The 24,558-nt window shown below is 59.3% G+C and carries 22 protein-coding genes and 1 pseudogene; 15 read left to right on the top strand and 8 right to left on the bottom strand.

The features are described from left to right. The first annotated feature begins 26 nt into the window (after positions 1–26). From deoC to K6U75_07485, 6 genes are read left to right on the top strand one after another with little or no spacing between them, the layout of a single operon-like run. A complete protein-coding gene (gene deoC / locus K6U75_07510; GenBank protein MCL6474881.1) occupies positions 27–704 on the top strand; it encodes a deoxyribose-phosphate aldolase in 678 nt (225 codons plus the stop codon). Further along, entirely contained in the window at positions 705–1,463 is a 759-nt protein-coding gene (gene recO / locus K6U75_07505; GenBank protein ID MCL6474880.1) for a DNA repair protein RecO, read from the top strand. Next, entirely contained in the window at positions 1,457–2,956 is a 1,500-nt protein-coding gene (locus K6U75_07500; GenBank protein MCL6474879.1) for an insulinase family protein, read from the top strand. Before recO ends, K6U75_07500 begins: the two co-directional genes overlap by 7 nt. Beyond that, positions 2,953–4,332, top strand: coding sequence for an insulinase family protein (locus K6U75_07495; protein MCL6474878.1), 1,380 nt, complete (start codon positions 2,953–2,955; stop codon positions 4,330–4,332). Before K6U75_07500 ends, K6U75_07495 begins: the two co-directional genes overlap by 4 nt. A 14-nt stretch (positions 4,333–4,346) precedes the next feature. After that, positions 4,347–4,844, top strand: a complete 498-nt coding sequence (ruvC, locus tag K6U75_07490) for a crossover junction endodeoxyribonuclease RuvC (GenBank protein ID MCL6474877.1) — start codon at positions 4,347–4,349, stop codon at positions 4,842–4,844. Between the two features lie 6 nt (positions 4,845–4,850). Further along, positions 4,851–5,069, top strand: coding sequence for a hypothetical protein (locus tag K6U75_07485; protein MCL6474876.1), 219 nt, complete (start codon positions 4,851–4,853; stop codon positions 5,067–5,069). On the opposite strand, the gene K6U75_07480 is transcribed toward K6U75_07485, so the two are convergent. Next, positions 5,024–5,842: a polysaccharide deacetylase family protein gene (locus K6U75_07480; GenBank protein ID MCL6474875.1), complete on the bottom strand. Its 819-nt coding sequence runs from the start codon at positions 5,840–5,842 to the stop codon at positions 5,024–5,026. The two genes, K6U75_07485 and K6U75_07480, sit on opposite strands and share 46 nt — an antisense overlap. Positions 5,843–6,092: 250 nt before the next feature. On the opposite strand from K6U75_07480, the gene K6U75_07475 reads away from it, so the two are divergent. From K6U75_07475 to K6U75_07460, 4 genes and pseudogenes are all read left to right on the top strand, one after another. Then, positions 6,093–6,875 (top strand): sigma-70 family RNA polymerase sigma factor, encoded by a 783-nt coding sequence (locus K6U75_07475; protein ID MCL6474874.1) that lies wholly within the window; start codon positions 6,093–6,095, stop codon positions 6,873–6,875. A 251-nt stretch (positions 6,876–7,126) separates the two neighbouring features. Continuing rightward, positions 7,127–7,609, top strand: coding sequence for a hypothetical protein (locus tag K6U75_07470; GenBank protein ID MCL6474873.1), 483 nt, complete (start codon positions 7,127–7,129; stop codon positions 7,607–7,609). After that, the gene (locus K6U75_07465; protein ID MCL6474872.1) at positions 7,606–8,280 is read left to right on the top strand and encodes a prepilin-type N-terminal cleavage/methylation domain-containing protein; all 675 of its coding nucleotides are present in this window, start codon (positions 7,606–7,608) and stop codon (positions 8,278–8,280) included. Before K6U75_07470 ends, K6U75_07465 begins: the two co-directional genes overlap by 4 nt. 158 nt (positions 8,281–8,438) lie before the next feature. Then, a pseudogene (locus K6U75_07460) lies at positions 8,439–9,446 on the top strand (Gfo/Idh/MocA family oxidoreductase). A 62-nt stretch (positions 9,447–9,508) separates the two neighbouring features. Here the strand turns inward: K6U75_07460 and K6U75_07455 are convergent. Further along, positions 9,509–11,332 (bottom strand): DUF4091 domain-containing protein, encoded by a 1,824-nt coding sequence (locus tag K6U75_07455; protein ID MCL6474871.1) that lies wholly within the window; start codon positions 11,330–11,332, stop codon positions 9,509–9,511. Positions 11,333–11,505: 173 nt separating this feature from the next. Between K6U75_07455 and K6U75_07450 the strand changes: the two genes are divergently transcribed. Next, positions 11,506–13,476, top strand: coding sequence for a hypothetical protein (locus K6U75_07450; GenBank protein ID MCL6474870.1), 1,971 nt, complete (start codon positions 11,506–11,508; stop codon positions 13,474–13,476). Between the two features lie 208 nt (positions 13,477–13,684). Here K6U75_07450 and K6U75_07445 read toward each other — a convergent pair whose 3' ends face one another. Further along, positions 13,685–13,873 (bottom strand): hypothetical protein, encoded by a 189-nt coding sequence (locus tag K6U75_07445; protein ID MCL6474869.1) that lies wholly within the window; start codon positions 13,871–13,873, stop codon positions 13,685–13,687. 15 nt (positions 13,874–13,888) lie between these two features. After that, entirely contained in the window at positions 13,889–14,716 is an 828-nt protein-coding gene (locus K6U75_07440) for a DUF1559 domain-containing protein (GenBank protein MCL6474868.1), read from the bottom strand. A 128-nt stretch (positions 14,717–14,844) separates the two neighbouring features. Between K6U75_07440 and K6U75_07435 the strand changes: the two genes are divergently transcribed. Next, entirely contained in the window at positions 14,845–15,225 is a 381-nt protein-coding gene (locus K6U75_07435) for a hypothetical protein (protein MCL6474867.1), read from the top strand. A gap of 75 nt (positions 15,226–15,300) precedes the next feature. Here K6U75_07435 and K6U75_07430 read toward each other — a convergent pair whose 3' ends face one another. Beyond that, complete coding sequence (locus tag K6U75_07430; GenBank protein MCL6474866.1) at positions 15,301–17,076, bottom strand: glutamate mutase L; 1,776 nt, start codon at positions 17,074–17,076, stop codon at positions 15,301–15,303. Positions 17,077–17,272: 196 nt separating this feature from the next. Between K6U75_07430 and K6U75_07425 the strand changes: the two genes are divergently transcribed. Together K6U75_07425 and K6U75_07420 are read left to right on the top strand one after the other, a co-directional pair. After that, the gene (locus tag K6U75_07425) at positions 17,273–19,189 is read left to right on the top strand and encodes an NADH-quinone oxidoreductase subunit L (GenBank protein ID MCL6474865.1); all 1,917 of its coding nucleotides are present in this window, start codon (positions 17,273–17,275) and stop codon (positions 19,187–19,189) included. A gap of 68 nt (positions 19,190–19,257) precedes the next feature. Further along, on the top strand, positions 19,258–20,049 hold the full coding sequence (locus K6U75_07420) for an NADH-quinone oxidoreductase subunit H (protein ID MCL6474864.1): 792 nt from the start codon (positions 19,258–19,260) through the stop codon (positions 20,047–20,049). On the opposite strand, the gene K6U75_07415 is transcribed toward K6U75_07420, so the two are convergent. Both K6U75_07415 and K6U75_07410 read right to left on the bottom strand, forming a co-directional pair. Further along, a complete protein-coding gene (locus K6U75_07415; GenBank protein MCL6474863.1) occupies positions 20,046–21,083 on the bottom strand; it encodes a carbohydrate kinase in 1,038 nt (345 codons plus the stop codon). The two genes, K6U75_07420 and K6U75_07415, sit on opposite strands and share 4 nt — an antisense overlap. Next, positions 21,080–22,054 (bottom strand): hypothetical protein, encoded by a 975-nt coding sequence (locus K6U75_07410; GenBank protein MCL6474862.1) that lies wholly within the window; start codon positions 22,052–22,054, stop codon positions 21,080–21,082. Before K6U75_07410 ends, K6U75_07415 begins: the two co-directional genes overlap by 4 nt. A gap of 73 nt (positions 22,055–22,127) precedes the next feature. On the opposite strand from K6U75_07410, the gene K6U75_07405 reads away from it, so the two are divergent. Next, complete coding sequence (locus tag K6U75_07405; protein MCL6474861.1) at positions 22,128–23,609, top strand: hypothetical protein; 1,482 nt, start codon at positions 22,128–22,130, stop codon at positions 23,607–23,609. Here the strand turns inward: K6U75_07405 and K6U75_07400 are convergent. Continuing rightward, positions 23,601–24,422 (bottom strand): HAD family hydrolase, encoded by an 822-nt coding sequence (locus K6U75_07400; GenBank protein MCL6474860.1) that lies wholly within the window; start codon positions 24,420–24,422, stop codon positions 23,601–23,603. The genes K6U75_07405 and K6U75_07400 overlap by 9 nt on opposite strands. Between the last annotated feature and the right edge of the window lie 136 nt (positions 24,423–24,558).

Genomic DNA, 24,558 nt, shown 5'->3' with positions numbered 1-24,558 from the left:
CAATGAGACCGGGAGGAGTAACTGATATGACCCGTGCGGAACTCGCCAAACGCATCGACCACACCCTGCTTCGCCCGACCAGCACCTGCGCCGATATCGAGCGGTTGTGCGAGGAAGCGTTGCAATACCACTTCGCCAGCGTGTGCATCCAGCCATGCTGGTTGAAAATCGCCGTGCGCCACCTGCAGGGAAGCGACGTTGCTGTGGGCACTGTGGTGGGTTTCCCGTTGGGAGCGAACATGTCCGCAGTCAAACTCTATGAGGCGGAGCAGGCTCTGGCGGCGGGGGCTACGGAGCTGGATATGGTGATTGCCCTTCCCGCTTTGAAATCGGGCGACTGGCGCACCGTGCGCCATGAGATCGAGCAGATAGTCGCCCTGTGCCATTCGGCGACCCCTGCCGCTGTGCTCAAGGTGATTATCGAGTGCTGTTACCTGACGCAGGAAGAGAAGATACAGGCAACCCGCGCGGTGGCGGAGGGCGGTGCCGACTTTGTAAAGACATCTACTGGCTTCGGTGAGGGTGGAGCCACCATCGATGATGTGAGCCTGTTGCGTTCTGCGGCTCCTCCTCCGCTGAAAGTAAAGGCGGCAGGAGGGATCCGCACCCTGAGTCTGGCGCTGGAACTGCTTCAGGCGGGTGCAGACCGCATCGGCACCAGCAGCGGGGTGACTCTGCTGCAGCAACTCGAGGAGGGGACATAGTTGCCTCCCGTCAACGTGCAGGCAATCGTTCTGCGCAGACGCCCGCTGGGTGAGGCGGACAAGGTGCTTACCCTCTTCACTCGCGAAATGGGCAAGCTCTCTGCCATCGCCAAAGGGGCACGTAAACCCACCAGTAAACTGGCGGGAGCCACCGAAACCTGTGTGCGAGCGCGGTTCCACCTTGCTCAGGGCAAGACTTTCTGGATAGTTACCCAGGCATCTGTCGAACGGGCGCGAGCGCGGTTGCATCGCTTGCTGGTCAACGCCACTGCTGCCATTTACGCCTGCGAGCTGGTGGACTGTTTGCTGGAAGAGAACGTGCCCGATGAGGAGCTGTTTGAACTGTTGTCGAACACTCTGGACGCACTGGAGACCAGCGACCATCCCATGTGGACTCTGTGTCTTCTGGAGAACGCCGTCCTGCTCCAGCAGGGATACGCTCCCGTACTGGAAACCTGCACCCGTTGCGCGAAGCCGGTAGACGGTGAGAAGATTGGCTTTCAACCCGGGTCCGGCGGCGTCTTATGCGCTTCTTGTGCCCGCGCTGAGAACCCCGTAGTGATGCTGTCGAGACTGGCGTGGCTCACCTGGCGCGTGGTGAACGCTGGCGGCGAGGCACACTTCCCGGGCGAAGCGGCAGCGGGTGAGCTGGAACGCGCGGTGCATCTGCATCTGAGGTATCATCTGGATAGAGAGATGAAAAGCACGCAGGTAATCTGGCAACTGCGACAGGAGCTGTCAGGAGGAGAGGTATGCTGAGAAGGGGTCTCGTTCATGCCATAGCCATGCTGCTTTTTTTGTTCGCCAGCATCGCTCACGCCCAGACCAGCTTCGCCGAGCGCGTGGTGGAGCATCGGCTGTCGAACGGGCTTCGCGTGCTGATCCTGCCCCGCAAACAGTCTCCCACCTGTGCGTTCTATATCCTGCACCGTGTGGGAGGCGTGGACGAGGAAAGCGGACGCACTGGCGTGACGCACCTGCTGGAACACATGCTTTTCAAGGGCACGACCACCATCGGCACGCGCGACTACGAGAAGGAGAAACCCATTTGGGACGAGATAGAACGCTTGCACGACGAGCTGGAAGCGGAACGCGCCAAAGGCGAACGCGCAGATAAACAGCGCATCGCCCAACTGCGCCAGCGCGAACAGGATCTGCTGGAACAGGTGAGCCAGTGGCTCATCCCGCAGGAGTACGACCGAATCTTCGAGCGGGCGGGCAGCCCCGGCACGAATGCATGGACATCCAATGATGTAACCGTGTACACCGTCAGCGTGCCAGCAAATCGTCTGGAGCTGGCGGCACGGATGCAGGCGGACCAGATGAGTAACCCCGTCTGGAGGCAGTTCTATCAGGAGCGCGACGTGGTGCTGGAAGAGCGTCGTCAGAGCGTGGACGATAGCCCCGAAGGTGCGCTGTGGGAGGCTTTTCTGGCAACCGCTTTTCTGGTGCATCCTTACCGCAACCCCGTGATTGGCTGGGAGTCGGACGTTTCGCGCCTGCGCACGGCAGATATCGACCGCTTTTTCCGCGCCTTCTACGCACCAAACAACACGTGGCTGGCAGTGGTGGGAGACGTAGAGCCGGAGCGGGTCATTGCGCTGTTGGAGAAATACTTCGGGAGCATTCCCGCGCAACCCCTGCCGGAAAGGCGCATTCCGGAAGAACCCCCTCAGCGAGGCGTTCGGCGCGTGGTGGTGAAGATGCCTGCGAACCCACAGATGCTGATGGGCTTCCACAAGCCCAGCGCACCCCACGATGACGATGTGGTGTTCGAGGTGATACAGGGCATTCTGACGCGGGGGCGCACCTCGCGCCTGTACCGCGAGCTGGTAGAGAAGCAGAAAATCGCGCTGAGCGTGGCTGCCTACTCCGCTCCGGGCGACCGCTACCCGAACCTTTTCGTCATCGACGCTGTACCCCGTCATCCGCACACCGTGCAGGAGCTGGAGCAAGCTATCTGGCGTGAGATAGAACGATTGCGCACCCAGCCGGTCAGCCAGGCTGAGCTGAACCGGATGCGCACATGGGCGGAGGCAGACCTCATTCGACAACTGCGTTCCAATGAGGGCATGGCGACGCAGCTGCTATGGGCGGATGCAGTGCTTGGTGACTGGCGCGAGCTGTTTCGCTTTGCGGAGCGTGTGCGCAAAGTGACCGCTCAGGACGTGATGCGTGTGGCGCGCCAGTACCTGCAGAAAGATAACTGCACCATTGCGGTGCTGCAACCCGCACCGGAGGCAGGCCGATGAGAAACGTGGCGTTTACGGTGTGGATGTTATGTCTGTCAGCGATTGCCTGCGCGCTACCTCCAGCGGGCATCGAGTATCCTCCGCTGCAGTACTCCCTGCCGAAAGCGGAGCGCATCGTCCTGCCCAACGGCATTGTGCTGTATGTGCTGGAAGACCATGACCTGCCGCTGGTAGATGTGGAGGTGCGCCTGCGAGCGGGGCGGCTGTACGAGCCCGCAGAGAAGGCAGGGCTGAGCATCGTCTTCGCACGGGCATGGCGCAACGGCGGAACAGTTGCCCGTTCGCCAGAGGCGTTCCACACGGCGATTGAGGATATGGCGGCGATACTGGACGTTGCCGATGAGGGAGATACGATGAGCATCTCCCTTTCCACACTGGCACGGGACTGGCGCAAAGGATTGAGCCTGCTGGCGGAGCTGGTGCGAACCCCGGCGTTTCGCAAGGAGCAGGTGAACCTGGCGAAGGCGCGTACGGTAGAGGAAATCCGACGGCGTAACGACGATATCGCGGGCATCGCCAGCAGGGAGTTCGCCGGACTGGTGTACGGGGTGAACCATCCGCTGGGAAGGTTACCTTCTGTGCAGACGGTGCAAAAGATTACCCGCCGTGACCTGCTGGAATGGCACCGAAGGCTGGTAACGCCCCGCAACCTATGGATTGCCGTCACGGGCGATGTCCAGCGTGATGCAGTCCTGCAGGAGATACGCCGGTTGTTGGGCAACTGGAACGGTTCCCAACCCCGATTGCCCGTCGTGCCGTTACCCAAAGAACGGAACGCCGTCACAGGCTTCATCGCGAAGCAGGCGGAGCAGGCGCACGTGCGCGTGGGGCATCTGGGAGTGCCTCGCGGTGTAGCGGAGCGCGCCGCGCTGGATGTGCTGAACTACATTCTGGGCGGCTCCTTCACCTCGCGTCTCACCCAGGAGATACGTGACCGGCGAGGGCTGGCTTACGCGGTGTGGAGCAGCTTCGCACCAGCCAACCCGGTGGGGCTATTCGTGATGGGGTGCCAGACCAAAAGCGAGTCGGCAGAAGAGGTAATCCGGCTGATGAAGGAGCAGGCGCGCCGCTTGACCGAAGAACCGCCCGGCCAGGAAGAGCTGCAGCAGGCGAAGGAGAGCCTGGTCAACTCCTTCGTCTTCCGCTTCCCAACAGCACACGATGCGGTGGTCGCGCAGATGTTACTGGAGATACACGGTCTGCCGCGCGATACCTACGACACCTACATCCAGCGAGTAGAGGCGGTTACGGCTCAGGACGTGCTTCACGCGGCGCGAAAGTACGTGCATCTTGACCGATTACATGTTCTGGTAGTGGGGGACGGCAAGAAGCTGGTAAAGCTGGCAGCACAGGCAGAACGGCTGCAGGCACGGTGAAGGGGATCAAAAGGATGGTCATAGTGGGTTTCGACCCGGGTACCGCGATTACGGGCTACGGCGTCTTGCAGCAGGAAGGGCAAAAGGTTACCGTGATGACCTTCGGTTGTATCACTACGCCTGCAAATCTCGCCGCGCCGCGCAGACTGCAACGCATCTACGAAGAGGTCTGCCGTCTGCTGGATGAGTATCAACCGGATGTGGTGGTGACGGAACGGCTGTTCTTCAACCGCAACGAGACCACTGCGCTGAGTGTGGGGCGCACGATTGGGGTGATTCTACTGGCGGCGGCGCAGCGAGGCATCGAGTGGGTAGAGTACACTCCGTTGCAGGTGAAGACGGCGGTGGTGGGCTACGGGGGCGCGGAGAAAAAGCAGATTCAGTATATGGTGACCAGACTGTTGGGACTCTCCGCGACGCCCAAGCCCGACGATGCTGCTGACGCACTGGCGGTTGCATTGTGCCATGCGCACAGCGCATGGGCGAAGGGACTGGAAGCGCGTGGGAGGTGACCCGCAATGGACGTATTGCGCGTGCTGATCTGGGTGCTGGGTGGACTGGTCATCGTGATGCTGGTGTGGCGAGTGGTAAGGCTGGCGCGACTGCTGGAGAAGCGTATCGAGGAGTACGATGAAAAGGAGCGGTCGGAAGTGGAACGCAATCTGTTTGCCGAGCTGTCGGAACTGTATGCTCAGGAACCCCCCAAAAGAGGCGACGGCAAACCGCCGCGCTCATAAGAAGCCATCTGCAGCACCGACCGTTGCATATCCTTCCACATCTCCTCGACGGTCACGCACTGGTAGCCTCGCCGACGCATTTCCGCGACAAACTCGGGAAGCACCTGCACCGTCTGCGGGACTTTCTCGTGCAGCAGGATGATACTGCCCGGTCTTGCGTGCGCGAACAGCCGCTGTCTGAGCGTTTCTACCGGAGGGCGTTCATAATCGGCAGGGTCGTCTGTCCACATGACCGTGACGTAGCCACCGAACTGGGCAACCTGCCGCACGGCATGGTTGGTCATGCCGCCCGGTGGACGCACGAAGCGCGGGACGCGTCTTGTGGCGCGCCATATCGCTGCTGCGCCCGCCTCTATCTCTTCATGGACAATCCCCAGAGGCATCTGGCTCAGGCGCAGGTGGTTGTACGTGTGGTTTTCCACCCCATGCCCGTCTTCCACCATCTGGCGTACCAGCTCGGGGTAACGGTCCACGTTCCTGCCAACCACGAAAAAGGTGGCGCGTACATGGAGCTGGCGCAGGGTCTTCAGAAGAACAGGCGTGTGATAAGGATGGGGTCCGTCATCAAAGGTGAGGGCAATCCATTTGCGTGCGGGGTTGCCATGATACATTTTGTAAGTGCGAAACTGGTCGAGCATCTGCTGGACATCGTAGGGAACGCCGTCGCTCGCGGATGGCTCCACAGGCTGATGCAGCTGCCTCCACCAAAGCCCGGCGACGGCAACCGCGAGCACCACATTCAGCGCCCCTATGATAGCGGCAGTCCATCTCATGAGCTTCTTCTAGATTTCATTTTACCATACAAGATTCGAGGACAGGGGCATACCGTATGCGAGGATTGTTCGGTTGTATTTTGTGAAATGGAAAGGAAACAATGCGTTCGGTAGTGAACCTTTATAATGCAAGAGTAACCTTCTTCCTGGACTAGCCGTGGGAGTTCTTCGTGGGGGATTGAACCGGTCACTTCTCTCAGCAGACGGTGGACGATGGTCACTTGCCCCATTATTGAGGGAGGCGAACCAAATGCAAGTCTCGGAAACCTTATGGCGACAGCGTGTGCAGGCTATCTTGCGCAGGTCGGGCGTAAAGTATGACGATATTGAGGATTTATGCCAGGAAGTTGCGATTTCCTATTTTCAAGTGCGCGGGGTAGCACCTTGGGATGATACCCCGCTGCAGATTCACCTGCTCTCGCGTCTTCTAAAGGCGGCTCTATCTGACTACTATGCTGATATGCGGGCGCGTTCGTTCTTGCAGCGGTACGTGGAGCAGGTTCCGTTGCCTGCAACGGGGCCTAGCGGCATCCTCGAGGTGGAGATAGCAGACTTGTTACAGCATCTGTCCCATGAGCAGAGAACAATTATCGTGATGAAGGTGCTTGAGGGTTACACGTTTGCCGAAATAGGCAAACTTCTCTCTTGCAACGAGAATACAGTCAAGACACGCTACTACAGAACTATTGCAAGTTTGCGCAAGGATTTGCATACTTGTGAAACTATTGAAACTATTTTGGCTTCACGGGAGATTAATAATACGGAAAACAAAACCAAGGAGGTGCATGATCATGCTTCGCCTGGTGCTGACAAGAGCGATACTTCTCCTTATGGTAGTTGCGGGGGGATTCCTCTTCTGGCAGGGACGGCGATCTACCGGAACTACACATTTAGCGAGGGATGTAGCGGCACAGCCAGCATGTCTGTGGTAAACGACCCATTTAGGTGGGCGATGAGCCTCATCATGCCGACGTACATAATTATCACTTGCCCACCGGGCGGTTCTGATTATCGAACGGATGATACTTGGTGACAGCGCGTAGTCAATAGTGACTGCGACGGCTGGTGGGGCAGTAGGGCAGACTATCTCAGGAAACGCAACAAATGCTGGTGGGTGATGGACAACTACTTTCTTGTTACTTGCGGACAATGGCAACCATGGGACTGCTGTTACGAGCAGGAAGCGACGCCTGAACCTCCATGTCCACGTAGCCGGTCCCAAATCTATTGTACGCCGGTAACACCGGAGCAATGTCCGTAGGTTCGAAGGAGGGGAGTGGCAAAATGCTCACGGCAAGGGAGCCATCGCGTATCTTGGAAGGCGGTCTGTGCGCGCTGGTTGCCGGTATGGTCGGCCAGTACGCCGGATATGTGGTGTTCCGGCTGTTCCAGTTGTTCCGTGATTGGGTGGCTTCGGAGCTCTTTAACCAGCCACGCGCCTTGGTGGGGATGCCAGTGAGTTTCGTCTTTGTTCCCCCTCCCCATATTTGGAATAAAGCAGCTGTCGTGGGAGCTGTGATCGGCTTGGTTGCCTACTGGATACATACGTCCACCCAAGATGCCCGAATACGAACAAAGAGGCGGCGTGGCTTTAATTTCGTTGTTACTGGAATCGGTGTCGTTGTGGGGCGCGGAGTGAACTTTGTCGCGGATTGGAGTATTTTGGTGATGGCTCTGGATGACATCGTGTCCCTGCTAAGCGCTTTATGGGTGACGTGGCAGCTTGTTGCTCTTTCTGACATGCTGGCACAGAGGTTGCGCCAATGATTACAAAGAAAGCATTTACACTGTTGGAACTGCTTGTCGTGCTGGCAATCATCGTTGTGCTGGTTGCTCTGCTACTACCAGCACTGACCGCAGTGCGGAAACGCTCGCTTACCGTTTCGTGCATCAACAATCTACATCAGCTTCATCTCGCCTGGAGCATGTATCGCGAGGACCACGAAGATACCTATCCTGCAAGCATCGTGCAGATATTCCCCTACGTGCGCAACAAACAGGTGTTCACGTGTCCCCTCGACCATTTCGCCGGGGCATCCCCACATGCAACGAAGCGGTTGTCTGCGCCCGTGAGCTATTTTTACCTCTTGAGTGATGACATCAACTCGGCTAAGAATATCGAGATATTGCGCCGACACGACCCCCATCACGGTGTATTCTACTGCGTGCTACACGGCACGCCATGCGGGGGGCGGCTGTATGCCAAAAACTCCTTCGAGGGGGACGTGTTGCTAGTGCGTACTGACGGCGCAGTACGCACGAAGAAAGTCGGCCTCCGGTGTTTTCGGCTTTCGGATGGTACTTATCTTATCATTCGCCCACCCTGGGACCTCATCAGCGACCTGTCCTGTCCCAAGGAACTTCCATCAATGTTTTGTGGCATGCCGGACGACGAGGCGACAGAAGTCGATTGTCCATGCGGGCGGCCGTATCGATAGGAATGTACTCTCCTGCACCACGCCGATTATTGTAGGAAACCCCTGCGTTCGCATCTAACATCGATGCGTCACACCACATCATCAGGAGGACAGACGTGTCGAAGTTTCGGGTTGGATTCATTGGCACGGGGCGTAAACCGGAGCGTGCCGGTCCCTTGGGGTTCGCAATGGCGTATGCCCATGCAGACGCCTACCAACTGATTTCCGATTGCGAACTGGTGGCGTGTGCGGACATCGTGGAAGAGAACGCGCGTGCTTTTGCTGCCGCCTACGGTATCACCAGAGTCTACACCAGCCACAGGGAGATGCTGGAGAAAGAACAGCTGGACATCGTGAGCATCTGTACCTGGCCCATGACGCACGCCGAGCTGGTGATCGACTGCGCGGTAGCGGGAGTGAAAGCCATCCACTGCGAGAAGCCGATGGACTACACGTGGGGCGCGGCACGGCTGATGGCGCAGGAGTGCGAACGGCGTGGCGTGCGGCTGACCTTCAACCACCAGCGGCGCTTTGGCAAACCCTTCCGCATGGCGAAACAGCTCCTGGACGAAGGCGTGGTCGGGCGGCTGGTCAGTGTGGAGTTCGGGGCGGGTAACCTGTATGACTATGGCACACATAACTTCGACATGTGCAACTACTTCAATAACGAGACTCTGGCGGAGTGGGTCATCGCCCAGATAGACTACCGCACGGAGAACCTTATCTTTGGCACGCACAACGAGAATCAGGCGTTTGCCCAGTGGAAGTACCGCAACGGCGTTTGGGGCATGGCATCCACGGGCATTGGTGCTGGCTTTGTGGGCGCACATCACCGCATTATCGGCAGCGAAGGAGTTATTGAACTGGGCAGCATGGAGCCGGGCGCGCCAGCGTTGCGCTACCGCCGCTTCGGAAGGGGCGAATGGGAGACTGTCGATTGCGGTAACGAGGATATGCACGGTCCGGGCTTCATCGAGCGTGCGATTGCGGACATCGTTGCTGCCCTGCGCGAAGGGCGCGAGTCCGAGTTGTGCGCCCGCAACGCGCTCAACGCCACCGAGATTATCTTCGCCTGCTACGAGTCGGTGCGACGACGTGGGCGGGTGGACCTGCCGCTCACCATCACCGACAACCCGCTGGTGCACCTGATAGAACGGGGGGAGATAAGACCACAACCTAGGCAGTAGGTGATGAAGCCTGTGGTGACAGGGGCGGATTCCTCCGCCCCTTAACTGAATGGCGCCTCAGACTATTGACCTTGCAATGCCCGTGCTACCCGCGCGATGGCATCGCCCAACTCGAGCCGCGCCTTCTGCAGGTCAGCATTCGTGCAGTTCACTTCTCCCAAGCCAAGCCCTCTCGGTGTGTGTGGCCAGGGAATCATCTGCTCCACCCTAGAAAGCGTCTGCTCGCCTTCTGAGGCTGCTTGCCGCACCCGTTGCGCCCACGCGCTCTTCTTGCCACGAACCATGCGGCGCGCGTAGGCAATTGTGTTGCGAAGGGTATACAGGTAGCAATAGTCTTGCACCCCTTCTCGAAGCGCTTCCCACTGTATTGTCGGGATAATGCCTGCGATACTGGCGGGGTCATTCGGGCGCGTGAATAGGGGATAAAGCGTGCACTGGTCCTTTGGTTCGACGCTGTTGACCTGAAAGCCGTCGAAGTCGTTGAAGGGGTCAAGATGGGGACGTAAAAACGTCCAGGACACCTGCCCATCCGCTTTGGTCTTCCAGAATAGCCAGCCTGCTAAGTACCGGTTCGGCAGCATCCGTCCTTCCTGGAACAGGTAGCACCCGCTGCCGTACCAGTAGAACTGTTGCTGGCCTCTTCGGCACTGTCTGCGTGCCCACTCTGCGCCGTTGGGAAGGTTAATGACGTCGGTCGCGAAGCAAGGGTGGGTCAACCATCGCGCTGCAGCAAGGTATGCATCTCGGGCAACGGTGACGTAAGTGCGTGCGCCACCTTCACGCCAGTTCCGATACTGCTCGATGGCGCGGACGTTATCTGCCGTCGGCTCGTCCCATGCATAAAACAGCCAGTCCATGCCATGTGGCTCGAGCGTCTTCACCACCGTTCGCGCGATGTTCTGCATGGCTTCCCGTAAAGGCTGGGGCCACTCGCGGTTCAGGTCTGCCTGGATGCCCAGCTGCGCGACAACCTGTTCTTCGATGAAGGTGCCGATGGTGTGCGGTCCGCGCAGACCCGCCTGTTGGAGCAGCCGATGCCACCGCAACAAGGGCTCGGGATTGTAACGAACGACTCCCTGCGCGAGCGCCGAGATGTCTATCTCACCAATAGGCAGCTCGGTCAATCCATCGATGCCGTACTCCTGCATGTGCTTTAAGACGGCGAGCAGCTGCTCATCGGACATCTGTCCCAGCAGATAACTATCGCTATACATCAGCCAGCGTTTGTCGGGTGGTTTCTGCAGGCGGAAGGGGTACACCGTTATCCGTAACGGAAGGTGGAGAGGCTGCTTCTGTGCGGAACGGATTACCACGTCGACCGTGTATTGCCCGTCGCTAACGTCTTGCGATGCGGTTACCCGTAGCCAGAACAGGCAGGTTTCGGCCTGGGGCACGTTCAGGTCGCGCCACTCGAGAATGCCTCCGGCTGCAGGGAACTGCGCGCGTCCGCCCTCCATCTGAAGCAACAGTTCCGGAATAATGTAGTATCGCCCGCTTTTCCAGTCGTAGCGTTGCGCCCAGAAATGCGCATAGTACGGGCTGACTGTGATGCCGTTTTGAGAACCAGCCACTTCCACCTGCACCCGCTGCAGTGGCTCCAGCGCATATATGGCAAACCACACGCCGGTTGTTTCTCCCTTTGCCAGGAAGCAGGTGAGCTCGCGGACACGCTCATTCTCACGCGGTCGGCTCCACGGTCGGATGTCGTAGGTTTCGGGGCGTGTGAAGGGGATAAACCCCGACGCTTGCTCCTCAATGGTTGGCGCACAGGGCTGCCAATCTTCCTGAGGATGTTCTACCTCTGAGAAGGTAAGACCAGCGTCTACCCCGGTGTAGCGTGTTCGGTGTAACTCGACGGACTGCTCGTCAGCCAACGTCTGTGTCATCAGCACGAGACCTCCCCAAACGATGAGATAGGCGAAGCACATCTTTCACCGTCCCTCCCGTGTGGGATGTGGATACGCTGTTTGCTGGCCGGTTTCCTGCTCCGTTGCTTGACGCCAACGCGCGGGCGAGTTTATGATGAATGCAGCAGAAGAGACTTGCTGGAGGCGTTGAGATGCCCGCACTGCAAGCACGAGTGACATTGTACGCAGAAAGACCCGCCGGGAAAGTGAACCGGTGGGTGTTCGGCAACAATATGCTGGGTTACCAGAAGGGAGCATGGCCCTGGGCGGAGCCGGTCTATCACGATAGAGGGGCAGGTATCTGGAACCCGGAGCGCAGGCGTCCTGTACCTGAGATGGTCGCGCTGGCGAAGAACATCGGCTTGAGCGTGGCGCGCTATCCGGGCGGCTGCGGCGTGCATCTGTTTGACTGGAAGAAAACGGTAGGACCTCTGGAGAGCCGCCCAGAACAACAGTTCGGCTTGCCAGAATTTCTGCTTTGCTGTCAGGCGATGGGGGCGGTACCGCTCATCACCCTTGCCGACTACTACGGCACGGCGCAGGATGCCGCCGATTTGGTAGAGTATCTCAATGCCCCTGCCAGACCGGGGAAACCATGGGCGCAACTGCGGGCAAAGGATGGGCATCCGGGCTCGTGGGATGTGCGGTGGTTCGAGTACGGCAACGAGACCGAACACGGAGACCACCGGGAGCGAAAGATGTCGCCCACCGGGTACGCGCAGAACTATCTGCAGTACCGCAGGGCGATGAAGGCAGTGGATGAGCGTATCAGGCTTGGGGCGGTGGTGGCTACGGGCTTCCCGCGACTGGACGAGTGGGCGCGTCCCGTGTTGCAGATTATCGGCAGGGAGGTGGATTTCGTCATCCACCACAGCTACATCCCCCTGTACTCGCGCGAAGATGGGATACCCGATGCGGAGGAGCTCTTCGCTCTCGCGTTCGCCAGCCCCGACCAGATTCAGGCGTATTACGACGACCTGCGCCGCCTGCTACGCGAGACCACCGGCAGAGACAACGTGCCCATCGCCGTCACCGAGTTCAACGGGCATTTCGTTCAGGAGAAGCCCGTGCCGTATCGGCACACTCTGGGCAACGCGGTGCTGAACGCCGAGATGCTGCGGGTGTTCCTGAACCCGAAAAACCGTATCCTGATGGCGAACTTCTGGCAGTTCAGCAACGAGTACTGGGGAATGGTGAAAGGCTACACGCATCTGGGCGAGCGGCTGGTAAAGCGTCCGCAATACTATCCGTTCGAGCTGTACCACCACCATTTCGGGGACGAACTGATACGGGTAGAGGTGGACAGTCCCCGATTTGAAGTGGATGGCGGATACGGGGTTATGCCGGCCCAAGGCAGGGGGCATCGTGGGGGACCGGTCGGCAAGCCGCTGGAGTCAGCCGGCGACTGGCGCATCACCCCAGTGCAGGGTGTGGTGCAGCGACTGGAAGGCGGGGTGCTGGCGGTGGAGTTCACAGGCGACGAGGACATCAACTACTATCACGCGCGGCTCGTGTTGCCTGCCAAACCCAACACGCTGTACCGCCTGCGGGGCTGGGTGAAAACGGAGTGGCTGACGTCGAGTCGCGGCGCGTGTTTCCAGATTGGCGACGCACGCGGCTGGCTGGCAACTCGCTCCGCCGCGATTACCCCCGAAGTCACCGGCACGCACGACTGGACGCTGGTGGAGGTAGACTATCGCACGCTTGCCGACACCCGCGAGGTAGAAGTGCTGGCGCGTCGGCTGGAGGGAGGGGGAGCGGTTACAGGGAAGGCGTGGTATCGGGGAGTGCAGATACAGGAGATGTTGCCGCGTGCTTTCCCTGCCGTGCCTTACCTGTCCGCTATCGCCAGCCGACGGGGGCGCGGTACGGTGTACGCGATGCTAATGAACAAGCACCTGCGCCTGCCTTTGAAAGTGGAGGTTCGAGTAGAGGGATTCGCGCCGCGTGGAGCAATGCTCTGGGTGCTGAGCGGCGAGCGCGTAGACGCCACCAACGAGAGCAATCCCAATGCGGTGCGGGTAGTTCGCGTGTCTTTGGGGAAGGTGGGCAGGACGTTCACCGTGGAGTTACCACCGCACTCAATGGCGGCGCTCAGCGTGTCTTCAGCACGAGAAACGTAGGGGCAGACCTTGTGTCTGCCCTATCATCGCTAGCCCCATGCCCCCGCATAGCGATACGGGTTGCCAGTGCTGCCCCACTGCGCCACTGGGTTGCCTCTAATGCCCACCAGCAGACCGTATCCTGACGGTTAGAAGCACAAAAGCCCTGCCCGTGTGCGTCGCGGCACACAGCAGCAGGGCGAACAACACAGTCCACCCACACGCGAGCCTACTGCCCTTCTTTCTGCTCTTCCCGTGTTTGACCGTAGGTAGGCGGCGTTTGCTGGGTGTCCTGCTGGTTAATCGTGGCTGGCGGCGCGCCAGGGGGAGGACCCGGCTTGTCCGCGCAGCTGCTCAGCACTGTCGCAGTCAGGAGGGTCACCGTCAAAACCAGTATTTTCGGTGAGGGCAAGCTCATCGGGTATTCTCCTGCTTATGGCCATCGCTGGTCGTCGGTTAACTGTCCATCGCGCCATAGCCGTGCCATCGGCGGGCTGATGGCAAAGCGTCCTTCATAGGTCTTGAACCACTCATAGCGGTACCACTTGGCGTGTCCGTCGGCGAAGGTGCAGTTGATGCCGCCGTTGTGTCGCCCCGACAGGTGGTCGAACACCTCGTTCCACGTGGTGCCGCCTGGCTCGATATAGGAGGCATTGTTCGGGCTATACGGGTTGGTGTCGGGTGGCACATCTTCAGACCCGCTGCGCGACTCGGCGATGATAATCAGGTCGGCGGTGGTCTCCCATTGCGCCTCGTTGTGCTCATAGCCGCTGTAGCTGGTGCGGTAGTAGCCGTAGTTGGCAATCAGCTCTTCGTTCTTCGAGTAGTTGCCGTAGATGATGGGCGCGGGCTTCGAGCATCCTCGCGCGGTGCGCACGTTGGCCGGCACATTGCCGGGGAAGGTGCCAACCAGCTTCACGTACGGAGGGTCGTCGCCCCAGGTGTAGCAGTTGTCGTCGGCGGTAAACTCAATCATCTGCGGTTTGGGCGCTGCGGACTGCGGGCAGACGAAAATGTCCCAGCTCTTGATGTAGGGCTGCAGGGGGATGTGCCACTCCCACCAGTTGAACACGAAGTAGCCGTCGTAGTCCTGCGCGTACATGCGCATGGCGGTACCCAGCTGGCGGGTGTTGCTGAGGCAGCTCGCCGCGCGTGCCTTCGCGCGCGCCTGTGAGAAGACAGGGAACAGGATGGCTGCCAGTATCGCGATAATCGCGATGACCACCAGCAGCTCGATCAGGGTAAAGGCGTTGCGTTTCATGACATGTCCTCCTTATCAGGTTCGCTGCCTTTATCCTACTTCAGGCAAGTTAAGCAGATGTTACAGAAGTGTTAAAGGTTTGTTAAGCGACGCAAGGGGTACGGAACAACCAGACGGAGGTGTCAGGGATGATTCGGCGAGATATCGAGCCGTTGCTGGAGCTCCGCGAAAACGAACTGGTACATCACGGGCTGGTGAAGCAACAGGAAGCCCTGCTGGATTACGCCCAGCGCCACGATTACGAAGGCATTTACGACCTGTACAGTCAGGCGGTGGGTTCCGCCGTGCTGATACCGGTCTGGGATGAGAACGCGCATCGCTATTACCTGATGACGCGCCTGAGCGAGGTGCAGTGGCTGCAGCGTGAAGAGGACGAGGCTGTCATCCTGTGGGATTTCCCCAACGAGGCGGTGGTCGTTATACGCCTGCAGGATGGTCACTTCAACACGCGCGTCTCTGCCAGCACCATGGAGTGCGAAGAGGCGATGCCTGTGAGTGCGGTTGCCTGAGCCTGTCGCCCCTCTCCCACACGGCGGGAGAGGGGCGCGGGAATGAGGGTTCACATCACATCGTGACCGCCAGGATTACACCGTTGGTAGCCCCATCGCCTTCAGCCATGTCTGCAGTTTGGCGATGCGCTCGTGGTCGCGCGCGGGGAGGGCAAGTGGTCGCCCACGGCAATCCACAATCAAGCCCACCACACCGCCTTCTGCGGTAACGGTTAACGGTTTGCCTCTACCTGCTCCGACGTCGAAAGCGCGGGTCGGGCGTATCTCCACCTCTATCTTCTCGCCCTCGTTCAGCGGGAAGACGCGCAGCTCGCCGAAACGCAGTTGATGGGTTTCGCCTCCGATGCGGAGAGTGCATACCTCGTCGCCGTCTTTGGTGGTCCCTGCGGGGGCGATACACGTGCCCAGAATCACCAGACAGTCGCGCTCGAAGACCTCCGTCGCCGCTTCGGGGTGGATTTGGGACAACACGCCCAGCTGCGGCATCATGAAGATGGAGTCCACCGTGAGCATGGTGACCCCTTCGGGCTGGTAAGCGTCCATCATCATGAGAGCAGCCTGCGCCCGCCGCGGAGCATGGCTCAGCACACCGCCACTGCCCACCAGCATGTTCAGTTCCATCATGTTGACCAGCGTCTTGCCTGTGTCTTCCTGGCTCAGCGCCTCGCCGATGGTACGCTGCTGCTGAATACCTTTCAGTCCGCGAGCCAGCGATTTATGGTGTTCGAAGGCGAGACGCAAGGCTTCCCGTGCCACAGCCTGCTCCACATACAGGTCTTCCAGCGTTTGCGGGATGGTGGTGGGACGAATCATCTTGTTGCGCAGGCGGTTACGCAGGTCGCGCTCGTCCATCTCGAAGGGAAGCCACCGACGGATGTTTGGCACGCCCGTTTCCACCAGCACATTGCAGATAGAGTAGCTCATGCCGAGGTTTGCGCTCACCGTGCGGTTGTAGATGCCGTTGAACACCGAGAAGACGTCGGTGGTCGCGCCGCCGATGTCCACCCCAAGGATGTTGATACCGCGCATTTCTGCGATGGTCTGCATGATTTTGCCCACGGCGTTGGGAGTGGACATGATGTCCGCACTCGTCCAGCTGAGCAGTTTGCTGTAACCGGGCGCCTGTTGCATCACGTGTTCGAGGAACAGCTCGTGGATGGCTTCGCGGGCAGGCCCCAGATTCTCGCGTTCCAGAGTGGGGCGCAGGTTATCCACGATGCGCAGGTCTACCTTGCCGTCCAGCAGCTGTTTCACCGGGTCGCGAGCGTCTTTGTTGCCTGCGAAGATAACAGGTAAACGCATGCCGCCCAGCCGCGGGCGCGGGTCTGCCGCCACCAGCATCTCCGCCAGCTCAACCAGATGGGTCACCGTGCCTCCATCGGTTCCACCGGACATCAGAATCATGTCGGGGCGCAGCTGCCGGATACGCTGTACTTTTTCGTAGTCCTTGCGCCCGTCATCGACGGCAATCACATCCATGATAATCGCGCCCGCACCCAGCGCGGCACGTTGCGCGCTTTCCGCCGACATGACCTTTACCACGCCGGCAACGGTCATCTGTAGACCGCCACCCGCGCTGGAGGTGGACAGGTAAGCATCCACACCGGTGCACTCGTCTATTTGGGGCGTGAGTATTCTGCCATCGCGGATGAAGGTTCTTCCCGTGAGCTCCTCCAGCTCGCGCACCGCGTTCAGCACACCAACCGTGACGTCATCGAAGGGGGCTTCGACGGTGGTGGGGGCTTCACCTCGGGCAATCAGGCGATAGCCCTCCGGTTTTTTCTCGATCAGTATCGCTTTTGTCGTGGTACTCCCGCAGTCTGTTGCAAGGATAGAACGGATTTCCGGCATATCAAACGCTACTCCTGAACCAGGGTGGTCTTTAGGAAACCATCAGAATCCAACGGTAATAATATCCCAATATTGTGCGGAAGTCAAATGCGCTGCGGAGTGGGCAGGTGTGTCTTTTTCTGGGAACATGCGCCGATGTTGTGATATAATGGGTAGGGAATACGAGCCGTTGTCTTATAAGTGCCGGGAGTTTTGAATGGAATTAGCGGGCTGGTTGACAGGTAGCCTGATTCTCCTGCCTGTGTTTGCAGGCGTGCTGTGTTACATCACTTCCTCGCATCCTGTGCGAAATGCGCTTATTCTGCTCACCTCTCTTCTTTTGATTACCCTCACGTTGCTGGCTTTTGCACTCGGCACGCTGGAGTACAGCCCGGGTTCCCATATCTGGCACGTTATCGTGACTCTGGCTGATGTCTTGCTGCTGGTTGTGTTTTTCCTGTATGGGTGGAAGCGGAAGAACCTGCTCATCATGGGGCTTGTGCTCCTGCAAGCGGTGTTGCTGGCTTATCTGGAACTGGGGCTGAAGGCATCTGCAGATGTGCGTCCGCTATTCGCCACCGACTGGCTCACCATTACGATGTTATTGATTGTCGGTATCATCGGTTCGGCGGTAGTCATTTACAGTATTCCTTATATGGCGGAGCACGAGGAGCACCTGCATCTGGCAAAGAGCAGACAGCCACGCTTTTTCCTGCTTTTGCTGGTGTTTCTGGGCGCGATGAACGGTCTGTTGCTGGCGAACAGTCTTTACTGGCTTTTCTTCTTCTGGGAGGTCACCACGCTGTGCTGTTTCTTGCTCATTGCCCATGACGATACCGAACAGGCATGGGAGAGCGCGTATCGGGCGTTGTGGATGAACCTGATCGGCGGAGCCAGCCTGTTGCTGGCAATGGTGTTGATTTACCATCAGGTACACACGCTGTCCATGCGCGAAATCGTGGAGGGGCACGTCGGTTCGGCGGGGGTGGTACTTCCTATTGCCTTCCTGTGCCTCTCGGGGTTTACTAAGTCAGCACAGATGCCGTTCCATGGGTGGCTTTTAGGGGCAATGGTGGCACCCACGCCGGTCTCTGCACTGCTGCACTCCAGCACGATGGTCAAGGCAGGAGTGTACCTGGTGGTGCGCTTTGCTCCCGCCTTTCGGGATACCTATCCGGGTTATCTGGTGGCACTGATTGGCGGTTTCACCTTCGTGGCAGCGGCGATGCTGGCTATCAGTCAGCAGAACGCCAAGCGTGTGCTGGCGTATTCCACCGTCTCGAATCTCGGCTTGATTATCGCCTGCGCCGGGTTGAATACCTCGATGGCGCTGTCGGCGGCGGTCATGCTGATTATCTTCCATGCCATCTCGAAGGCTTTGCTATTCATGGCTGCTGGCGTCATCGAGAGCGGCATCGGAAGCCGTGACATCGAGCAGATGGAAGGGCTTTTCGCCAAGATGCCGCTGACCACATTGGTGACGGTTATCGGCATTGCCTCGATGCTGTTGCCTCCCTTTGGGGTGCTGATAGCCAAATGGGCGGCTATCGAGTCGTCCGTGAAGTTACCGGTGGCAACGGTGATGTTCGTCATCGGCAGCACCTTCACGGTGATGTTCTGGACGAAGTGGGTGGGCAAGCTGTTAAGCGTTTCACCTGGCAATCCGCCGCTGCGGGTCGAGCGATTGCATCCGTTGTACGGGGGCACGCTTCTTTTGCTGACGGTGGGCGCGATGGTGTTCAGCCTGCTGGTGGCTGAGGTGTTGAATCGGCTGGTGGTTCCTGCGGTGGCGCGTTACTACGGCAGCGCGGGGTTCTCCTCCGATTTGCCGGTGGCGACCGAAGCGGGATGGTTTCCGGTACTGCTTCTCTTTGCAGTGCTGGTGCTGGCGGTGATGCTGCCCCTGCTGTTCATTCGCGTACGCCGCAGCGAGGTGGCACCGCCATACCTATGTGGTGAACACGTGGAGGAGGTTCCGGATGTACGCTTCCGCTCCGCAGGTGACGAGATGGAGGAAGTGGTGGTGGGGGGACACTACTTCGAGTACTTCTTCGGCGAGTCCCGCCATAGCCGCTGGATCAACGCGGTTTCTGTGGCACTCATTCTCGCGATGTTTGGGGTGGCTGTGCTTTGATCGACTGGTATACACCGCTGGTTATTCTGGGAACGCTGGTTGTCGCCCCGCTGGTGGGGGGCTTGTTGATGGGAATAGACCGCAAGCTGAGCGCACGCATGCAGGGTCGGGTCGGACCTCCTGTCGTGCAGCCATTCTATGACCTCATCAAGCTTTTTTCTAAGGACGCGCTGGTTTCCACGAAGATGCAGCTGGTGAGCGTTTACCTGTATCTCACCTCGGTGGTGCTCAGCGTGGTGATGCTGGTGCTGGGGCAGGACCTACTGGTGCTGCTGTTTGTGCTGGCGCTGGGCAGTGTGTCGTTGATACTTGGTGCGTTCAGCGTGCGTTCACCGTACAGTCAGCTGGGGGCATACCGCGAGCTGCTTTTACTGCTGAGCTACGAGCCCCTCCTTGCGCTATTTGTGGTGGGGGTGTATCTGGCGACAGGCAGTTTCATGGTGCGCGACATCTTCAAGATGGAACAGCCGTTGCTGTTGACACTGCCGCTGTTTGCGGTGACCCAGATACTGGTGCTGGCGATGAAGATGAACAAGTCGCCGTTCGATATCTCCTCGTCCCATCACGCGCATCAGGAGATTGTACGCGGAATCCTCACCGAGTTCTCGGGACCCTATCTGGGGGTTATCGAGCTGACGCACTGGTACGAGCTGGTGCTGCTGCTGGGCATGACGGCACTGCTCTGGGCGAATAATCTGTGGGTGGGGGCGGCTCTGGCGTTAGGCAGTTATTTCGTGGTGATAGTGATAGACAGCATCACTGCCCGCATGACGTGGCGCTGGACGCTGCGCGTGGGGTGGGGGATAGGTATCCCCCTGGCGGTGATTAACCTGATGATGGTGTATTTGGGGCGATTTTAAGCCCACCCCCATTGCGTTGCCTCATGCAGCCGCCGCAGTACCTGTTCGCGCGTGGCAACGCCCGTGGTGCCAATCTGCTGCACCGTGATAGATGCCACCAGCTGCCCGACCTGTGCCGCTTCCACCAGATTGGCGCCGCTGCACAACGCGCTCACCGTGCCTGCGGAGGTACTGTCACCAGCCCCCACGATGTCTATTTCGCCCTTTACCGGTACGGCGGGCACGTGAGTGACGTTTTCTCCATCTATCACCAGTACGCCCTGCTCGCCCACTGTGAGAAACACGGGCTTGCCGGTGCGCTTCGAGAGTTTCACCCCGACCTCACGCGCCTGCTCGATGGTGCAGGTTCCTTCCCAATCAGGCCGGAAGACGCGCATCGCCTCGCGCTGGTTGGGCTTGATAAAGAGACTGTGGTACTCGCCGATGCGTGCGCGCGAGTCGGCGAAGAAGACTTTCTGCGAATACTGCCTCGCCAGACGACACACCTCTTCGCGCACCCGGTCGGTCACCACCCCGCAGTTACGCTCTTCCACCTGGTCTGCCACGATGACGCCATCCATCTCCGGCACCATACCACGCAGCAGCGAAAGTAAACGCTCTTCCCACTCCGGCTGCAGGGGTGTGCGGTTCTTGATGTCCAGTCGGTTCATCTCGTGCACCGTGCCATCTCGCTCGCGCACCATCGGTTTGGTGTACGTCGGGGTGAAGCGGGTGGGATGTTGCAGCACACCGTCCACGTTCACGCCACGCACACGCAGCTCGTGCAGCAGGTCGTGACCGAGACCATCCTGCCCGATGACGGTCAGCGCGTAGGTCTGCACTTCCAGTGCACGCAGGTTATTGGCAACGGTACCGCCCGCGCCCGGGCTGTTGCGTATCTCCACGACCTGATACGCCTCCAGCCCCGTTTCAAGCGACACCTCGCTGAGCGCGCGGTCGATAATCAGGTAATGGTCGAGGAAGAAGTCCCCCACAATCAGCACCTTCTGATCGGGGAAGCGACTGAGTATCTGCCGCAATCGCTCTTCGGTCATGCGTTATCCTCCAGATGGCGCAGGATGCGGTGATACAGGTTGGGTATCGTGACCCGATGGTCGCCACAGAAGTAAAAGCTCTCGCCGCCGTCCGCAACAGTGCGCACCAGAATGGTTTTCCACGGGCGGTAGTAATAGCGCGGGTCGGTTTTGGGTGCTTCCTGATGGATGTCACCTTCCAGCGGAATGAGGTCAAATACCGCTGTGGTAAAGTGCCTGATCTCCCGTCCCTCCTGATGCGCCACATTGCGCGCCATCGACAACGCCTTGAGGTACACTTCCGGCGCCATCACCGCCGACCCGAACGCCATCATCACCCCACCCTCCAGTTGCGACACCGTGTGCGCGAAGACCAGAAAATCGGTGTAGGACGCCGCCCCCAGCGCCGCGCCGTCGCAGTTGGGATGCTCGTGGATGATGTCGTAGCCGATGCCGATGTGGACGGTGACAGGTACGCGCAGGCGATAACCCGCCGCCAGCACGCTAATGTCCTTGTGGGGGAAGTCGCCGTCGGCAATCATGCGCCCAATCGCCTCGCCGAAGCCGATGCCTTCGCGGTAGGCGTCTTTGGCAGCCTCGTTGATTCGCCCTGTCTCCTCCCACAAGCCGAACTGCCCCAGCCGAATGTAGTGGGCGACGCTCTCGGTGGTCTTGCCGATAAGGGCGAGTTCGAAGTCGTGGATGGGTCCTGCCCCGTTCATGGCGATGTGCGTCAGGATGCCTCGCTCCATCAGGTCAATCAAGAAGCGACTCACCCCAGCGCGGATGACATGCGCACCCATCATCAGGATGACCGGTCTCCCGCGGCGGCGGGCAGAGGCCACGCGCTGTGCCAGCGTGTCAAAGCCGGGCGCGTCGTAGGCAGGAACTGGGTCATCCAGCGCGTAGAACGAATCGAGCGATAAATCATGCACCCGCTCGGCGAGCGGGCGCAACTTCAGCTGCGAACGGTCAAAGGTCGGATAGGGCACGGTGATACGCTGAACCTCCTTGCGTGCGCTATTCTACCACGTCCGTTGTGGCACTGCAAGGGGGAGAACGCCGATGGCATTTTGCACGATTCGCACACCCGATAGTCCTATCGACGCGACCTTTTCGCGTCTGAGCGGTTTTCTGCAACGCTACAAGGTCACTGCCGACCGCGCCGAAAGCTGGGCGCCGGGCGTCTGCGGCTATGGTATCGACGAACAGTGCCCGGCGGCGCAGGACCCGCGCGATAACCGCTGGCTGGTGTGGGCGGCACGGTACATCGAACCCGATGACGAGTTTCTCTCGCAGACGACGCGCACCATCCTGTCAGCGGCTTTCACGCCCGACGGGGTGGAGCAACGCCACCTCGCCGCCCCGCACGCGGATGACTATCATCACTACTATATCTGGTGGCTGTTGCAGGTCGCGCTGGGGTATCTGTATACCGCCGATACCTCGCTCGACAGCCAGCACCTGCGTCGCATCGTGCAGACGCTGTTTTCGGTCTTCGACGAAGCGGATACAGGTATCACCCATACCGCCATGTACTACTTCGTCACCTCCATCGGCGAGCCGGCTAACACCGACCCGGGTAAGGCGTACTGCTTCTATCACGGCACAAACCTGCTGTTTGTGCTCCAGCAGCTGGAACACCTGGCTCATGCCCGCAGCGACAGCGAATCGGCAAGATACTTCCGCGAGCGAGCCGAACGTCTGCGGGAGCAGGTACAGCGGTTTCGCAGCGCGGATGGCTTCTATTTCGCATTGCGCGACTTCGCCACGGGGAAGTATCGCTACCGCGTCACGGGCAAGGAAGACCTGTGCCTGATGACGGATAACGTGTTCGCACCGCTGGCTTACCGCGTGCTGTCGGCAGAGCAGATGCAACCGAGCGTAGACTTCCTGCTACCACACCTCGCCCATCGGTTTCCCGCGCCCTATGCCTACCCGTCCTATCGCGGGGCGTGGACCAACGCCTGGTGGTTTCCGCGCAGCTGGCAGGAACCTTTTGCGCATTACTGCCTCGGGCTGCGTGAACTGGAAAAGCCGTCTCTGATATATCGCGCCATCCAGCAACTGGCGCACCGCATCGCACAGGACGACGAAGTGTGGGAGCATTATGACCCCGACACTGGCGAGGCGCAAAACTACTTCATACCGCCACGAAGCGGCTACTCGACCACCTCCGCGTGTTTCAATATCGCCGTCATCGAAACGCTATTTGGCATCCGCCCGCTGGAGCCCGGTTTCCAAAGGGTGTCCATCCGCCCTGCCTTCCCTGAAGATTGGGCATTCGCGCAGATAGACACCACAGTGACCGGTTGCCACATTTGCTATACCATGACCGCTGCGTCCAACCGAGTGGTGTATGACTTTGGCGGCAGTTCAGCGGTGGAGGCTTCACTCTATCTGCCCTTGCCGGTGACTTGGACTAGCAAGCCAGTGGAAGCGAACGTACCTGGTGTAGTAAGAACGATGAGGGGCGAACCGCGACCGTGCTTTGAAGCCCATTTAGCGCTTGGAGAGACGGTGGTGGAGATAAAGGTTTCAGCTTGAGTCCGAGCCCCACTCCCCAAACAGGTATGCGACCAGTTTCTCCTGCTCGCGGAACTCGGGTACGATGATGTCCGCGCCCGCGCCAATCAGGCGGTTGCGCTTCCACTCGTTCACTCCCTCTTTGCGAACCTCGTCGGAAGCCACGCCGACGGCGATACCGCCCACCGCCTTCGTGTTCTCAATCTCGACGAAGCCGTCTCCAAAACCGGCAAACTCCTTGCCCGACAGGGAATGTGTCTCGATGATGTGCTGGATGACCATCGCCTTGGAGAAGCGTTTGTAATCATCGATGGCGCCGTGGATGCCCTCAAAGTAATGGTCTATTTTCAACGCCGCGGCTTCGTCCAGCACGTACACCTCGTCGGTGCCGCTGGCGAGATACATCCGCACACCACGCCGCTTCAGGTTCTCCAGAAGGTCGCGCGATCCGGGAACCAGCATCTCGTCGGGGGGAATGGTGCCGTTCTTCAAGCCTTCCACCCGGTGCTTGATGCGCTCCCACAGGCGATGCAAATACTCCCATTTGTACTCCAGCGGGTCGCGCGGTTTGCCGCCGCGCTTTTCAATCTCCTCGCACAACTGAATCATCTGGTAGATGGTCTGCTTGCCCGTCAGTCGGTCGACGAACTCGCGCACGATGCGAGTAAGCTCCTCCGGCGTCTCGGTCGTGCTGGTTTCGCGCAGAAGCACCTCCACCATCATCGGCACCATGACCTGTTGCCATCCCTCGCGGATGAGGGAAAGCGTTCCATCGAAGTCGAACAGCGCGAAGCGGATATGCCCGCGCGGGATATCATCCCGTATGATTTCGATATGCGTTCCCGGCAAGAGCCGCACTGTCGTCCCTCCTCAACAACCTGGCTGGCTATAGTTTACATTATGCGCATAACCAAATCAAGAGGGTTCTACTCGGCTTGACAGGCGCGAGGCAACATTGATATAATAGTAG

This window comes from Bacillota bacterium, assembly GCA_023511455.1.
In the GTDB taxonomy this organism is placed as follows: domain Bacteria; phylum Armatimonadota; class HRBIN16; order HRBIN16; family HRBIN16; genus HRBIN16.
The sequence above is the reverse complement of the archived record's forward strand: the minus strand, read 5'-3'. Positions and strand labels throughout refer to the sequence as shown.

What these genes read in the sequence shown, in the direction of transcription:
- ruvC (MCL6474877.1), top strand. Translation starts at nt 4,347, where the DNA reads ATGGTCATAGTGGGTTTCGACCCGGGTACCGCGATTACGGGCTACGGC.
- K6U75_07445 (MCL6474869.1), bottom strand. Translation starts at nt 13,873, where the DNA reads ATGAGCTTGCCCTCACCGAAAATACTGGTTTTGACGGTGACCCTCCTG.
- K6U75_07425 (MCL6474865.1), top strand. Translation starts at nt 17,273, where the DNA reads ATGGAATTAGCGGGCTGGTTGACAGGTAGCCTGATTCTCCTGCCTGTG.
- K6U75_07485 (MCL6474876.1), top strand. Translation starts at nt 4,851, where the DNA reads ATGGACGTATTGCGCGTGCTGATCTGGGTGCTGGGTGGACTGGTCATC.
- K6U75_07430 (MCL6474866.1), bottom strand. Translation starts at nt 17,076, where the DNA reads ATGCCGGAAATCCGTTCTATCCTTGCAACAGACTGCGGGAGTACCACG.
- K6U75_07465 (MCL6474872.1), top strand. Translation starts at nt 7,606, where the DNA reads ATGATTACAAAGAAAGCATTTACACTGTTGGAACTGCTTGTCGTGCTG.
- K6U75_07450 (MCL6474870.1), top strand. Translation starts at nt 11,506, where the DNA reads ATGCCCGCACTGCAAGCACGAGTGACATTGTACGCAGAAAGACCCGCC.
- K6U75_07420 (MCL6474864.1), top strand. Translation starts at nt 19,258, where the DNA reads ATGGGAATAGACCGCAAGCTGAGCGCACGCATGCAGGGTCGGGTCGGA.
- K6U75_07500 (MCL6474879.1), top strand. Translation starts at nt 1,457, where the DNA reads ATGCTGAGAAGGGGTCTCGTTCATGCCATAGCCATGCTGCTTTTTTTG.
- deoC (MCL6474881.1), top strand. Translation starts at nt 27, where the DNA reads ATGACCCGTGCGGAACTCGCCAAACGCATCGACCACACCCTGCTTCGC.
- K6U75_07405 (MCL6474861.1), top strand. Translation starts at nt 22,128, where the DNA reads ATGGCATTTTGCACGATTCGCACACCCGATAGTCCTATCGACGCGACC.
- K6U75_07415 (MCL6474863.1), bottom strand. Translation starts at nt 21,083, where the DNA reads ATGACCGAAGAGCGATTGCGGCAGATACTCAGTCGCTTCCCCGATCAG.
- K6U75_07495 (MCL6474878.1), top strand. Translation starts at nt 2,953, where the DNA reads ATGAGAAACGTGGCGTTTACGGTGTGGATGTTATGTCTGTCAGCGATT.
- K6U75_07435 (MCL6474867.1), top strand. Translation starts at nt 14,845, where the DNA reads ATGATTCGGCGAGATATCGAGCCGTTGCTGGAGCTCCGCGAAAACGAA.
- K6U75_07440 (MCL6474868.1), bottom strand. Translation starts at nt 14,716, where the DNA reads ATGAAACGCAACGCCTTTACCCTGATCGAGCTGCTGGTGGTCATCGCG.
- K6U75_07470 (MCL6474873.1), top strand. Translation starts at nt 7,127, where the DNA reads ATGCTCACGGCAAGGGAGCCATCGCGTATCTTGGAAGGCGGTCTGTGC.
- K6U75_07475 (MCL6474874.1), top strand. Translation starts at nt 6,093, where the DNA reads ATGCAAGTCTCGGAAACCTTATGGCGACAGCGTGTGCAGGCTATCTTG.
- K6U75_07480 (MCL6474875.1), bottom strand. Translation starts at nt 5,842, where the DNA reads ATGAGATGGACTGCCGCTATCATAGGGGCGCTGAATGTGGTGCTCGCG.
- K6U75_07455 (MCL6474871.1), bottom strand. Translation starts at nt 11,332, where the DNA reads ATGACACAGACGTTGGCTGACGAGCAGTCCGTCGAGTTACACCGAACA.